At 32.6% G+C, this 13,591-nt stretch carries 15 protein-coding genes and 1 tRNA gene; 8 read left to right on the top strand and 8 right to left on the bottom strand.

Features of this window, described 5'->3' with window-relative positions; all coding sequences use genetic code 11:
* Nucleotides 1–13: 13 nt before the first annotated feature.
* Nucleotides 14–1,657 (bottom strand): glutamate--tRNA ligase, encoded by a 1,644-nt coding sequence (locus TZ01_RS01420; protein ID WP_231563394.1) that lies wholly within the window; start codon nt 1,655–1,657, stop codon nt 14–16.
* Nucleotides 1,641–2,609 (bottom strand): GTPase, encoded by a 969-nt coding sequence (locus tag TZ01_RS01415; protein WP_048101014.1) that lies wholly within the window; start codon nt 2,607–2,609, stop codon nt 1,641–1,643. The genes TZ01_RS01420 and TZ01_RS01415 overlap by 17 nt, the downstream gene beginning before the upstream one ends.
* A gap of 203 nt (nt 2,610–2,812) precedes the next feature.
* Here TZ01_RS01415 and TZ01_RS01410 point away from each other — a divergent pair, with 203 nt between their 5' ends.
* The 3 genes from TZ01_RS01410 to TZ01_RS01405 all read left to right on the top strand — a co-directional run bounded on the left by TZ01_RS01410 (nt 2,813) and on the right by TZ01_RS01405 (nt 4,929).
* On the top strand, nt 2,813–3,406 hold the full coding sequence (locus TZ01_RS01410) for a hypothetical protein (RefSeq protein WP_048101013.1): 594 nt from the start codon (nt 2,813–2,815) through the stop codon (nt 3,404–3,406).
* A gap of 64 nt (nt 3,407–3,470) precedes the next feature.
* On the top strand, nt 3,471–3,605 hold the full coding sequence (locus tag TZ01_RS09510; protein WP_156150273.1) for an antitoxin VapB family protein: 135 nt from the start codon (nt 3,471–3,473) through the stop codon (nt 3,603–3,605).
* Nucleotides 3,577–4,929 (top strand): transposase, encoded by a 1,353-nt coding sequence (locus tag TZ01_RS01405; RefSeq protein WP_231563393.1) that lies wholly within the window; start codon nt 3,577–3,579, stop codon nt 4,927–4,929. Before TZ01_RS09510 ends, TZ01_RS01405 begins: the two co-directional genes overlap by 29 nt.
* Here TZ01_RS01405 and TZ01_RS01400 read toward each other — a convergent pair.
* The 5 genes from TZ01_RS01400 to TZ01_RS01370 form a co-directional block, all read right to left on the bottom strand.
* Entirely contained in the window at nt 4,913–5,236 is a 324-nt protein-coding gene (locus tag TZ01_RS01400) for a hypothetical protein (protein ID WP_055032368.1), read from the bottom strand. The two genes, TZ01_RS01405 and TZ01_RS01400, sit on opposite strands and share 17 nt — an antisense overlap.
* A gap of 680 nt (nt 5,237–5,916) precedes the next feature.
* Complete coding sequence (locus TZ01_RS01390; RefSeq protein WP_048101009.1) at nt 5,917–6,159, bottom strand: hypothetical protein; 243 nt, start codon at nt 6,157–6,159, stop codon at nt 5,917–5,919.
* 3 nt (nt 6,160–6,162) lie between these two features.
* Nucleotides 6,163–6,513, bottom strand: a complete 351-nt coding sequence (locus tag TZ01_RS01385; RefSeq protein ID WP_048101008.1) for a hypothetical protein — start codon at nt 6,511–6,513, stop codon at nt 6,163–6,165.
* A 244-nt stretch (nt 6,514–6,757) separates the two neighbouring features.
* On the bottom strand, nt 6,758–7,234 hold the full coding sequence (locus tag TZ01_RS01375; RefSeq protein ID WP_048101006.1) for a hypothetical protein: 477 nt from the start codon (nt 7,232–7,234) through the stop codon (nt 6,758–6,760).
* 118 nt (nt 7,235–7,352) lie between these two features.
* Nucleotides 7,353–7,682, bottom strand: coding sequence for a hypothetical protein (locus tag TZ01_RS01370; protein WP_048101005.1), 330 nt, complete (start codon nt 7,680–7,682; stop codon nt 7,353–7,355).
* A 255-nt stretch (nt 7,683–7,937) separates the two neighbouring features.
* Here TZ01_RS01370 and TZ01_RS09125 point away from each other — a divergent pair, with 255 nt between their 5' ends.
* The 4 genes from TZ01_RS09125 (at nt 7,938) to TZ01_RS01355 (ending at nt 9,948) form a co-directional block, all read left to right on the top strand.
* Nucleotides 7,938–8,258, top strand: coding sequence for a hypothetical protein (locus TZ01_RS09125; RefSeq protein ID WP_052656668.1), 321 nt, complete (start codon nt 7,938–7,940; stop codon nt 8,256–8,258).
* 225 nt (nt 8,259–8,483) lie between these two features.
* The gene (locus TZ01_RS09120) at nt 8,484–8,672 is read left to right on the top strand and encodes a hypothetical protein (RefSeq protein ID WP_052656666.1); all 189 of its coding nucleotides are present in this window, start codon (nt 8,484–8,486) and stop codon (nt 8,670–8,672) included.
* A gap of 269 nt (nt 8,673–8,941) precedes the next feature.
* Nucleotides 8,942–9,083 (top strand) — tRNA-Trp (locus tag TZ01_RS01360).
* A 304-nt stretch (nt 9,084–9,387) separates the two neighbouring features.
* Nucleotides 9,388–9,948 (top strand): DJ-1/PfpI family protein, encoded by a 561-nt coding sequence (locus tag TZ01_RS01355; protein ID WP_048101004.1) that lies wholly within the window; start codon nt 9,388–9,390, stop codon nt 9,946–9,948.
* 23 nt (nt 9,949–9,971) lie between these two features.
* On the opposite strand, the gene TZ01_RS01350 is transcribed toward TZ01_RS01355, so the two are convergent.
* Nucleotides 9,972–12,011: a xanthine dehydrogenase family protein molybdopterin-binding subunit gene (locus TZ01_RS01350; protein WP_048101003.1), complete on the bottom strand. Its 2,040-nt coding sequence runs from the start codon at nt 12,009–12,011 to the stop codon at nt 9,972–9,974.
* 96 nt (nt 12,012–12,107) lie between these two features.
* On the opposite strand from TZ01_RS01350, the gene TZ01_RS01345 reads away from it, so the two are divergent.
* Nucleotides 12,108–13,580, top strand: coding sequence for a glycerol kinase GlpK (locus tag TZ01_RS01345; protein WP_052656665.1), 1,473 nt, complete (start codon nt 12,108–12,110; stop codon nt 13,578–13,580).
* Nucleotides 13,581–13,591 lie beyond the last annotated feature (11 nt).

Genomic DNA, 13,591 nt, shown 5'->3' with positions numbered 1-13,591 from the left:
GTTTAAAAATAAATTATCTGTGAAGATAATAGCCGGTGCATCCTGATTTATTTATGTAACCGTAGCGTTCCATCTGTGCAACGCCGTTCAATGATTCTGCAAGCGGTTCAAGCTTTCCAGAATCAACAGTGCCATCCGGCCTGTAAACCTTAAAATCAATGGAATTTACCGGGCACCAGTGTATTACCCTTAATTTCCTGCGGCCATCGTCCGGGACATATGAAATTTTACCGCCGGCCTTTCTGGCCATGCACAGGTCCTTTAATCTTATGTACTCTCCCTCATCAATGCTGTTTAAATCATTTTCATCGATGTAAATATCAGAATTAACATGAAAATCATACTCCCTGAAGCCAAGATCGGGCCTCTCAGGGTGATATGGAACATGGCTTTTAAGATCAATATTATTTTCAAGATTGATTTTAACAGGATTATTCACAAAGAAGAACCTCATTGATTTATAATCTATGATCTCGCGGTCTATGGAATCAAAGATATCCCATGAGAAAACGGCATTGCTCTCCCTCATGCCGGACATTATCCAGTACCTTCTGAATGTCTCCGGGCTGTATCCCCTCTTTCTTAAAGCCATTAATGTTCCAAGGCGTACATCATCCCAGCCTGTGTACCTTCCTGTCCTTATTCCCTCCTTTATTGTGCTTGTCTTTAATACGGAATCTGGTATTTTGATAAACCCGTAATGGTAGTATTCTGGCTCCTTCCAGTTATTTGCCCTGAATACATACCTCTGCTTTTCAGTATTTACCAGATGGTCTATTCCCCTTATTACATGTGTTAACCCAAGGAGGTGGTCGTCGATTGATACTGAAAAATTCATGGTCGGGTATAAAACGTATCTATCACCGGTTAATGGATGCGGTGTTTTGTTTATTCTGAATGCAATCCAGTCCCTTATGGATTCATTTGGATGGTTCAGATCGGTCTTCATCACAACAGCGGCCTGGCCCTCATCATAATAGTTATTTAAAAGCCTGTCAAATTTCTCCTCATTTTCCTCTGGTGATGCATTTCTTTCTGGAACAGCCAGTGATTTCATCTTCATGTCATGGAAATATTTTTGATCCCTTTCTATGACATACAGATGCCCGGATTTTATCATATCCCTAGCATACCTGTAATATATCTCCATCCTTGATGATTGTATCACACTTTTTGTAACATTCACGCCAAGCCACTTCAAATCCTCCGGTATTAACTGGTATGCATCTGGGTCAATGTTGTCCGGATTCGTATCCTCTATTCTTAATATTAATTCACCACCGTACCGTTTTACATACTCATCATTGAGTATTGCCATCCTTGAATGCCCAATATGCAGGGGACCTGATGGCGATGGGGCCATACGCATTACAACCCTTCCGTGGACATTCCTCAATTCGGGCAGTTCGTGTTTTTCCTCCCTTTTTTCCTTAATCAGGAATTCAGGGTATTCATTTGCAACAATCTCATCGATTTTTTCCCTTCCCAGTGAATTAATCTCATCAACCATTTTTTTAACATCAGGTATTAAATTCTTTATGTTCTTTTTAATCTCAGGATTCTCTGATATTAGCTTGCTCACAACGGATGAAACATCAGCCCTGCCATCATGAAGATACGCATTTTTAATTGCCTGCCTTCTAATTTCCTGATCCATAATAGCCATTCACCTCTGATTCTATAATTTCCATTAATGGTTTGATCCCATCGGGTATTTTAGTGCTTACAGCTATATCCTCAACCCTCTGACTTATATCTATTTTTGTCTGTATCCTGTATATTTTATTGCTAAATGAATTTTTTATTTCGCTGTACAATTCTTCCTGTTCATCCACAGTATATTTTGTTGTTCCTGAATAGTCCATGAGGAATAATATAATTCCATCTATCTTTGAGAGTGCTATAATGGATTTCTTTTCAATATCATTCCTTTTGTCCATGGTGCGGTCAAGTATTCCAGGGGTGTCTATGAACTGCGCCCTCCTGTTATTAAAATGCCTGTAGGCTATCAGGATATCCCTTGTTGTAAATGGATACTCTGCTATTTCTGGATTGCTGCCTGTTATCTCATGCAATAAGGAACTCTTTCCTGTATTTGGCATTCCTGCAAGAATGAATGTTGGTATGTTCATGATAATGCCGGGCAGCCTTTTTAAGTAATTGCGGCATTCACCCAAAAATAAAAGGTCATTTCCTATATTATTAACAAGTGATGAGTACCTCCCGTAATAGCTCTTCATTATGGAATTTATATCATCAATTGTCCTTGCATATTTTAATTTTTTTATATAAAATGTGCTTAAATCCTTGATTTTTTCTGATGTCCACTGCACCTTGCCAAGGCTTAACTTATATTTATTAACATCAAACATGAGGTCTATCAGGCTGTAATAAAACGGATGAACAGCCTCAATCGTTGGAAATTTTTTTATTAATTTATCAAAATGGCCTGTTGATATGCTCTCTATTGTTGATATTCTGTCAATTACCTCCTTTCGAACCTTATCCTCCTTTTTCGGAAAGTAGGGCTCAACTATATTCGATGCCTTTTTGAATGATTTGTCAATAATCTCCTGCGATCTTAACACTGTTGGTATATATTCAAACACATTGCATTATGTCATTGACCTTAATATCCTTTTCATTTTTTATTGCATTGCATTTTATAAAAGATTTCTTAAATTAATTTTAAATATTTTTATACGATTAAACGCCATGAATATTGATGACGCATTCCTGTATGACCTGAAATACGGGGATCTAAGTGCAAAATTTATTGATAATGTTTTTCTGTGTCACCGAGGACACATACATGAATGAGGATATTCACGCGATTATAGAAAGGCTGGTTAATTCAGGATATTTACTCTATTCCGGAAAAAGGTTTGGTGTCAAATGCAAATACTGTGGCTATGATAAATTCTATGCAATTCCGTATAATAAGGAAACAAATACTCCGGTTGAGAATAGTATAGACAAAATTGATATGGGCATTATTGGATATTCATATGTCTGTGGTGCCTGCGGAAAGCTTAACCAGCCAGGTGATTCATGGTCAGATTATGATTCATACTCATTATCTGATAAAAATAATGCTGTTGTCGAGGCTACATATTCATTTAAAAAAATTCTTGATGAGAGCAATCTTGTGCATGAAATGAAAAAAGTATTGAAGTCATCTTATCACCAGCATATTTTCAATATTTCGATTCAGAAAGATTTTGAATATATGGTTGATATCTATGAAAATGCAAATTTAAAGGATACAATTGAAATGACGAATCCAATCAAAAGGGAGTATCCATCAAAGAAAATTGCAATTTTTAATATTACAAATCAATATACCAGAAAGAAAGCCACTGAGTTTATTATGAATTTTTGGAATTTAAATACAAATATTCAATAAATAATATTTTTTGAAACATTTTTAGAACTAAATATTTATATGTTAAATACACATATACATAAATATGGGGTTTGTAAATATAATAATACATGATGAAACAAGAGAAAAATTAAACAAATTAAAAAATAACCCGAGGGAAAGCTATAATGATGTTATAGTAAAATTAATAAATGAACATGATAGAAGCAAGGAAGAATAAAATAAAAGATTCGTTAAATAAAACCAAAATTAAAAGAAAATCTCAATCAGCAGTAATTATAAAAGCAAAGCTCGACAGTGATAAGCTAAATACCAGCACATTAAGGATATTAAGGAGAATATTTTTGGAGGCTAAATGGTTATACAATTATATTATAAATAAGGAATTTAACAATGATATTTTTAATATGGATTACAAGGTAAATAAAGTACCAGTGTATGTAAAGGACCATTATGAAATAAGGGATTTAAAATATTTATCATCACAGATGAGGGAAGAAATTATTGATAGAACCATGGATAATATTAAAGGATTATCAAAATTAAAGGAAAAGGGATATAAAATAGGGAAATTAAAATTTAAAAAATATATAACATCAATACCATTGAAACAGTATAACAATACATATAAAATAATAAATAATAATTATATTAAAATACAGGGAATAAAGCAGAAACTAAAGGTAAATGGATTATATAATTTAAATATATTAGAACCGGCAAATGCATTGTTAATAAATAAAAACAATAATTATTATATTTACATAACAGCATATAAAAATAAGTACATTTTAGACAAACCTATAAATAATCAAAAAATAGTATCAGTTGATTTGGGAATTAAAAATCAATTAACATTGTCCAATGGTTTAATAATAAATTATGGCATACCAAAATCTAAAAGAGAAAAAAGAATTCAGAGAAGGTTATCGAAGAAAATAAAAAACTCTAATAATTATTATAAACTAAAAAATAAATTAAATATAGAACAAACAAAAACAGTGAACAGAAGAAAGGATACAGTGAATAAGATAGCCCATTATCTATCATCAAACTATGATATAATAATAACACAGGATGATAATATTAATTCATGGAAGCATCTCTTTGGCAAGAGAACAGAATCCACCAATATGGGTGGAATTAAGGAGGCACTTAAACATAAGGCCTCAACATTTATATTACTGGATAGGTTCCTGCCAACAACCAAGGAATGCTCCAAATGCCATAATAAATACAATATAAATTTAAATGATAGAATATATAAATGCCCTAATTGTGGTTTTATTATAAACAGGGATTATAATTCAACATTAAATGATCTATATTATGGAATTATAAAAATAAATGAACTATTAAGAAATAAATATAATAAATTAAAAAGATATTTTAATGAACTTAATTTAAATATAAATGTACCTGTGGATCATAGGGAATTTACGCCTGTGGAGACCTTCACCTCTGTCCCTGAAGGGATTAATATAAGCCCGTATGTAAGGATAAGTGTGGTCAATGAATCAGGAAGCCTCATTGCCTTGGCATGAGGTAGCTCACAAATGTTATTAATCCGATAATAATACCCACACTAATGGCTAATATGAAAAACTCGTTTTTGTTATTTTCTTTTACATATATTATATTTTTATGATTTATTATCCTATTTTTTTCATAAAAATATGAATATACAATAAGGATAATTATAGCAAAAGATAAAAAGGTGGCAATTTTATAAATAATATTTACCGTAAAATTTGGTATATATAATAATGCTAATTGTATTATTTCGGCTATTAATAATAATATAATGCTTTTTTTTAAACTAGCTAGCTTTTTATTTATATTTATATCCACTTTACCACCCACATGCGCGTGCAAAGCTTGCTGAAAGTAATTTTATAATGTTACTTTTGATACAGGCATTTTGTTTTTTATTTATATACAATAAATATATTAAAATAAAAGTTATTGTTCCAAGGATATAAAAAATAACAATTATGTTATAATATTCTAATACAAACGAAATTATAGGAACAATTAATATATATGAAATAGCAGGCAAAAACAGTAATTTAAATTGCATGTTCTCAAGATTAATATAAGTGGATTTATCTATTTTATTCATATTTAATTCTATTTTATATTTACCGTTATTATAATATAATAAATATAATACAAATGCTATTATTCCCAATATGCCAAAATACTGATGCAGAAATAAAATTTCAACTAAACCGATTACAAACACCGTTGTCATCGGAATTGAAAATATCTTCCATTTTATTAAGTCATCCATATTACCACCCGTTACTTCCAAAGCTAAAAGCCATATCTGCAGTACTACCAATAGCTAAGCCAAATGCAAGAAGCCATAAACCCGCAGCACCACCAATATTGCCGGAACACAATAATCTCCACCAATTACGGCAATCCAAGAACCAACTAATATTAAAGTACTTAAAATACATCCCAGTTCCAGTCTATAGCTATACCTAAAGTTTTATTTATCTCCATATTACATTCCTTTTATATTTTTAATAATTACTTTTATTTAATTTTTTATTAGAGCTTCTAATAAATATTAATATTAAAACTATAAAAATTACACTATAGACTAACATTAAAGATTCTAATATAATCATAACTGTGTTTCTTGTTCTTATTGATACAATAAAATCTAAAAAACTTGCAATGAGCAGCATTATAAATGATGCCAGAAATAACTTTAACGCCTTTGGTTTTATTGCTGTTCCATCCTTTAATATGCTTTTTAACATAGCTTACCATCCTTCAAAACACGAATTGCCTATAAAATAAGCACCAATACCTAAGCCGAATAAAACACCTCCCATACCACCTAAAAACAATAGGCCTACAATAACAGGAGTGCCAACTCCAATAGTAGATATTTCAAATGCTGCTATTCCCATAAGCAACACCATTAATACAACTATTTCCGATAAGATTGTTAGAATACAATTCAACTCATTATCTATTGCTATACCTAAAGTTTTATTTATATTAATATTTTTAATATTATTATTTGTTGATTTTAACATATTATTCATTGCCAATGCTATATATGAATATTCTATTCCGAATTTATTTAATGTGTTATTATTTATATTCATATAATTCAATGATATTAATTCGATATTATTTATTAAGTTTTTTGTAGAAATGTAGAGTGGCAAATATTACAAAAATCAAAATAAACGTGAATAAAACTAACAGATATTTAAATACCATCTGATTTTTCATTATGCCATAAATTGATATTGTAATACCCAACACTGCTTCAATAAACATAAAAATTATTACTACGAATAGACTATATTTGTATATTTTATTTTTATTCATTATTTATCACCAAAATTAAAGCCATGAAGGAAACCACGGGTCCCCAAGAGGCCAATCGCAAGTATATCCCATACTTATCCAACCACCCATTACACCAATAACAGCAACAACTACAAAGAATACGGGCCAAGCCAATCCACCTGTAGCTACAACTAACGCTGTTGCTGAACCAATTAAATCTATAGCCGCAATGACCTCTAGCAATATACTTAAATCGCACATCCAACCCCAGTCTATTGCTATTCCAACTGTTTTGTTTATTTCCATATTTTTTATATTATTATTTGTTGATTTTAACATATTATTCATTGCCAATGCAATATATGAATATTCTATTCCGAATTTATTTAATGTATTGTTATTGGAATTCATATAAGTAAATGAAATTAATTCTATACTGTTTATTAAGTTTTTCATTTCATTATTATATGTTGATTTATAATCTAATGTAAATTCATTTCCCAATAATATTTTTGATGAATTTATTGGCACAATATTGGCATATAAATATGAAATATTTTCATTGTTGTTATTGTATATTATATTGCCTATTTCTACCTTATAATTTTTAAATGTATCTGTAAATGCTATTGTATATCTTATATTGGAATTATTGTAATACTGTAATAAAATAATTTGTATTGTTTGTCTTTATATAATTGTATTTATATGATGTTATATTATTATCTTTAATATAATTTTTTTCATAATTGTTTATACTGTTAATATTTGTTTTATTTATATTATCAAAAGATATTATTCCATTATTTGATATGTTAAAATTGTTCATGAATGTAATATTTCCTATCCTAACATAATTATTGGATGGGTTTTCATTATTAATGATATTCCTATTATTATCAAAATTTCCTGAAAATGCCATCATAACAAACAGTAATGAAATTATTATTGATATAGCTATTATTAATTTTTGCTTCATAATTTATATATATATAGGGTGTCCAAACTTTCATAATTTGTTCGACAATTGTCATATTTATTAATTTGAAAATCATAAGTGGGATATGGAAGCTTACCATATCCCACTAATTATGCAAAGGTTGGATAAAATAGTTGCGGAGGATAGAATCAGAAAGTACTCAAATAAACTTATTGTAAAGATTATTGTAATCTTGAAAATCTATGGAGCATCCTACAGGTCTTTAAATACTTCTTCAACAACCATAAAGAATTCATGGAGTTATTGAATATAAATGATATACCCAACTTCAGGACATTATCTTATAGGTCTCTGAGGATATACTGGCATTATATAAATTCATCAATAATAGATATGATAAATCCTGATAATGATAATGCTGCAGTGGATTCATCCATTGTAAAGACCTGCAGGGATACAAATGCACATATGAGGAGGAAGAATAAGAAATACAGGGATCCTGAAAGTTCATGGGGTACAGCACAATGGGCCACGAATACTAAAGGTGCATGCTTCAATAGATGCCGATTCATTATCCATAATGGAATGGAAGATAACCACCGCATCTGCATATGACAAGACTATAGCATTTGAAATGATAGATTCTGTAAGAGATTTCAGATATATTTTAATGGGTGCTGCATATGATTCTTCTAATTAATATATGATTATATTTTTGAGAATGCACATAGTATACCTGTTATAGGCACAAATAAGAGAAGTGGACTTGTTGAGGATAGATTAACTTATAACAGGAAACTGGGTATAGCATTAAGGAAAAAGGAATCATCAAGGTACAAATTGAGGTGGGAGATAGAAAGGACATTTTCTATTTTAAAGGAAATACTTGAAATGGAATATATATGGTATGTTAAACACAGGAATTATGATGTATCAATTGGAGAAATTATAGTTGCATACAACTGTATTGTAATGGCAAATAAAATAACCGGAATCTCAGGGAGGAAAATAATGTATATCGTAATATGAAGTATGTTTGGACACTCTTAGAGATATGTATTATATAAAAATATGGTGAATTACATACATCATAAAAGGTTTAAAATAAAGCTTTATGTTGAAATAATAATTATAATATGGTATTAATATGTATTTTTTGGTTCTGCTTAATAATCACCATTTAAAATCGATTTTATGATTTCTAATAAATTCTGATGATTATAAATTTAATATAAGGGTATCAATGGAATTAACTAAAACACTATAATATTTATATTAAAAAATAATACTGTATGTAAGGGAGCATGGGGTAATCAGGTATCCTAGAGGGCTCCAGTCAGTTTGTGATTAGCTAAAGGTCATCTGATTAAATGATGAATGACTGGAACGATGAAACATGGAAGAGACCCTTAGATCTGGGTTCAAATCCCAGTGCTCCCACATATTTTATTATATTTTCCATGCATAAAGCTCAAATTTAAAGCATATTCTTAGTATTATGGAATTTTTATATAATTATTAAAACCAAAATACCTGTTAAGTGAGATACTTATATTTCGGCATCTCCGTTATAAATTATTTATTGCCCCAATAAATCATAAAATATAAGTTTATCATTATATAAATATACCTGTATTTTAAATTATTTAAATTTTAACCCATACAAATTATTTATCTTTATAATATGTTAAATTTATATTGTATCTAATGGAAAATTTTATATGTATTTTTATGTTATTATAATATGGTAAAAATATTAATTCTTACAGGAGATGCAGGAGAATCTCTGGAGGTAATGTATCCACTACAGCGAATGAGGGAGGAGGGCTATGACGTTGATGTTGCCGCACCTGAAAAAAAGAAGATACAGCTTGTGGTTCATGATTTCGAGGATGGATTCGACACATATACAGAAAAATTGGGATATAAGCTTCAGGCAGATCTGGCATTTAGGGATGTAAATCCTTCAGAATACGATGCCTTAATTATCCCGGGGGGCAGGGCACCTGAATATATAAGAAATGACCCTGATTTTAAAAGAATAGTTAAGTACTTTTTTGAAAAAAATGAACCGGTGGCAGAGCTATGCCATGCACCGCTGGGATTGGCTGCTGCGGGTGTTTTGAAGGGAAGAAAAACTGCAGCATATCCGGCACTTGCACCTGATGTTGAAATTGCAGGGGGCACATTTGTGGATGGCGCAGCCGTCATCGATGGAAATCTAATATCGGCAAGGGCCTGGCCAGATCATCCACAGTGGATGCGTGAATTTATAAAATTGTTAAAATCAAGATATGAAAAATAAAATATTTTTTTAAATCCACAATATTAAAGGTAATCCGGACCAATTGGAGTAATCCTTACCCTCCTTCCGGTATTAAGTTCTATGGCCCTTGCAAGGGCTGATGGCGTGCCTATAGTTGGGGATTCTCCCAGACCTTTGGCATGGCTTGGTACATCGGATGGATTCTCGGCTATATGTATATGAAACTTATCCGGTATATCATCTGCCTTTAACAGCCCCGCCAGTGATATGCTGTTTGTAATCAGCTGGCCATCGTCTGAATATTTTATGCCCTCTGATAATACCTGGCCAATGCCCTCAAGGGCGCCACCCTGAATCTGACCAATAACATTTCCCATATCCAGAACATTGCCAAGATCGTAATAACAGTACCAGCCGGTTATATCAACACTGTGGTTTAAAACCCTTGCAGTGATCATGTTTGCATTTAATGAATTAAGTGAAAAATCGGCAGAGAAGAAATCCTCTGCATCAAAGTGATTATTGAGTAATTTGTCCGGTGCGTATTCTCCAAATTTGGATTTTACCTGTTCCCTTATCTTCTTGCATGCATTTACAAGAGCCGAACCACCCACTATGGCGGACCTGCTTCCCCATGCACCAACACCCTCATCAAGCTCCTTTGTATCACCATTTTCAAGTGTAACCAGGGATTCATCAACATTAAGATATTCCTTTATTATATTCCTTGCCCATGCCTCATGACCCTGCCCATGTGTATCACCGCCGAGATAAACCTTTATATGCCCATCTCCTGAAACTATTCTGGCGCTTTCTCCGGGCCTTGTTGATGGAATTAAAACAAAGAATGATAGTCCTGTTTTTTCATTCTTTGATATTTCATAATAATTCATGGTTTTAAGGGCTTTTTCAAGGAATGGCCTGGATGCATCCATGACCTGAAGCCCGGTTGGTGATGTAAACGGTACATCGGATGCATTTATTAACCTTACATCTGCAGGGTCCTTTCCAATTCTATCTGCAAGCAGGTCAATCATCCTCTCCATAATAAATGATGCCTCCGGCCTGCCAGCACCCCTGTATGGGCCCATTGGGGATTTATTTGTTATTACCGATGCGGCCTCAACATAAACATTTTTTATTAAATACGGCCCGGTTATCTGATATCCTATAAAATAGGGTGCAAAAGAACCCGTACCAGCATCATATGCGCCTGCATCAACATAAAGTTTAACCTGAATGCCGGTGATTTTACCATTATTTTTTGCATATATTTTTGCCCATGATTTTACACCTCTGCCCGCATATGCCGCCATGAGGTATTCAGATCTTGTTTCTATCCATTTTACCGGCTTTTTATATTTCATTGAAGCATATGCCGCAATTAAATATTCGGGATAATAACCGCCCTTGGAACCGAAGGCACCGCCGGTATCAGCCTGAATCACCCTAATTTTATCCCTATCAAGGCCAAGTGTGGATGCCAGACCATTCTTTATTGAATGTACAGACTGCGTTGAGGCATAGAATGTTAAAAAACCATCCCGATAATCTGCAATGCATCCCCTTGTTTCTATGGAATTGCCAAGGATTCTTTCATTAAAAAATTCATCCTCCAGGGAGATATCATAATCTATATCCTTTTCGTCAAATTTTGTGCCAAGTGTATAAGATGCCAAAATATTGCTGGATGCACCGTTATGAACAGGATCACTTTTAAGTGATTTATCAATGGATGATACTGCCTGTATTGGTTCGAAATCGATGTTTACTTCAGAGAGTTTATCCTCACTATCATATTTATTTTTCCCAAAAACAGCAGCTATGGGCTGACCAACATAGTTTACATAATCAATTGCAAGCACCGGTTCCCGGTATAATTTTAAATCCTCTCTTCCTCCAGAAAGATCAGCCATCTCTCCCACTGCAGCCTTATAGTATGCCCTGAGTTCATGTGAATTTAATCCACCATCTATATTATTTAATCTTGCCCTTGCATATGGGCTTCGGTAAATACTCATATAAAGCATGTCCGGCAGATTTATATCATCTATATACCTTCCACGTCCGTTAACCAAAAACGCCTTTTTTCCAGAATACATATGGGTCAATAACATGAAGCATTTAAAAAAGATTTCGAATATACAATTAATTAATAAATAATTTATATCAATATTCTTTTTTGCATAAAATTAATTATGTTTATTCTTTATAATGGTTTATCCATGAAAAAATATTTCATATCAATAGATGAGGGAACAACATCAACAAGGTCAGTAATATTCAATGATGATGGAAAAATTGTGGGAATTGAATCTGAGAGAATTAATCTATATTATCCGGGCAATGGCCTTGTTGAGTTTAATCCACTTGAAATTTATAATGCAGTTTTAAGAACATTAAAAAAATCAATGGAAAATGCAGGAATAGATTCCAGCCAAATATGCTCAATTGGAATTACGAACCAGCGTGAGAGCATTATAATATGGAATAAACGTACAGGAATCCCTGTTTATAATGGCATATCATGGCAGGATAAAAGGAAAATGGATATTCCAGATTTTAATAATTATAAAAAATTGATAAGAAGAAGAACAGGGCTTGTTGCAAATCCATATTTCAGTGCAATGAAAATTAAATGGGTGCTAAATAATGTTAAAGATGCATTAGGCACGGTTAAAAATGGGGACTTGCTTGCCGGAACCATGGATTCATGGATACTATGGAAACTTACAAATGGGGCCGTGCATGCAACTGACCACACAAATGCATCCAGAACCATGCTGTTTAATATTTCAAAACTTTCATGGGATGATGATTTACTTGAAATATTTAAAATACCCAGAGATATTTTGCCTGAGGTACATTCATCCACGCATAATTTTGGATATGCAAAAATAAATGGAAATAGCATTCCTGTAATGGCCATGGCAGGCGATCAGAGTGCATCCATGGTGGGCCAGAACGCACTTTCCAACGGAAACGTAAAGAATACTTATGGAACCGGATCATTTATAATGGCAAACACTGGCAAAAGGATTCTAAATGCCCATGGCCTTATATCCACAGTGGCATATTCACTTAATGATGGGTGTGCATATTATGCGCTTGAGGGAAGCATATTCAACTCGGGATCGGCATTTGAATGGGCACTAAAGGCATTAAATGGAAAAAATACATGGTATAATCTGGATAATAAAAATGATGTTTACTTTGTTCCGGCATTTTCTGGCCTTGGGTCACCTTACTGGAATGATGGTGCCCGTGGCATGTTTATAGGCATAACAAGAGATACCGGAAATAAAGAGCTTATTTCAGCGGTTATCAAATCTATTGCATTCCAGGTGGAGGATGTTATTAGAATTATAAGAAAAAAGTTGGATATAATTGATTTGAGATGTGATGGTGGGTCCAGCAGAAATGATGAACTTATGCGGTTTCAGGCTAGGCTATCCGGAATTAATGTATTAAGGTCAGAAAATCCTGAAAACACTGCTGCAGGTATTTTTTACCTGAATGCGGTATCCTCCGGCATTATGAAAATTGATGATATAAAGCATCTCTGGAAATTTGACAGAATATTTAAGCCTGATCTGAATCCCGATTCATATATAAATGATTATTTAATTTGGAGAAGGGCTGTTAGGAGATCATTGAACTGGATAAGATGATAAAAATGTTA

Source organism: Acidiplasma sp. MBA-1 (assembly GCF_000949015.1).
GTDB classification, from domain to species: domain Archaea; phylum Thermoplasmatota; class Thermoplasmata; order Thermoplasmatales; family Thermoplasmataceae; genus Acidiplasma; species Acidiplasma aeolicum.
Note: the sequence above shows the minus strand (reverse complement) of the source record. Positions and strands in the feature narration are given on the sequence as shown.

Bases quoted from the DNA above. Each gene is read 5' to 3' on its own strand.
- TZ01_RS01420 (WP_231563394.1), bottom strand. From the start codon at position 1,657: ATGGATCAGGAAATTAGAAGGCAGGCAATTAAAAATGCGTATCTTCAT.
- TZ01_RS01410 (WP_048101013.1), top strand. From the start codon at position 2,813: ATGAATGAGGATATTCACGCGATTATAGAAAGGCTGGTTAATTCAGGA.
- TZ01_RS09510 (WP_156150273.1), top strand. From the start codon at position 3,471: ATGGGGTTTGTAAATATAATAATACATGATGAAACAAGAGAAAAATTA.
- TZ01_RS01405 (WP_231563393.1), top strand. From the start codon at position 3,577: ATGAACATGATAGAAGCAAGGAAGAATAAAATAAAAGATTCGTTAAAT.
- TZ01_RS01390 (WP_048101009.1), bottom strand. From the start codon at position 6,159: ATGTTAAAAAGCATATTAAAGGATGGAACAGCAATAAAACCAAAGGCG.
- TZ01_RS01385 (WP_048101008.1), bottom strand. From the start codon at position 6,513: ATGAATATAAATAATAACACATTAAATAAATTCGGAATAGAATATTCA.
- TZ01_RS01370 (WP_048101005.1), bottom strand. From the start codon at position 7,682: ATGAAGCAAAAATTAATAATAGCTATATCAATAATAATTTCATTACTG.
- TZ01_RS09125 (WP_052656668.1), top strand. From the start codon at position 7,938: ATGGAGTTATTGAATATAAATGATATACCCAACTTCAGGACATTATCT.
- TZ01_RS01355 (WP_048101004.1), top strand. From the start codon at position 9,388: ATGGTAAAAATATTAATTCTTACAGGAGATGCAGGAGAATCTCTGGAG.
- TZ01_RS01350 (WP_048101003.1), bottom strand. From the start codon at position 12,011: ATGTATTCTGGAAAAAAGGCGTTTTTGGTTAACGGACGTGGAAGGTAT.
- TZ01_RS01345 (WP_052656665.1), top strand. From the start codon at position 12,108: ATGTTTATTCTTTATAATGGTTTATCCATGAAAAAATATTTCATATCA.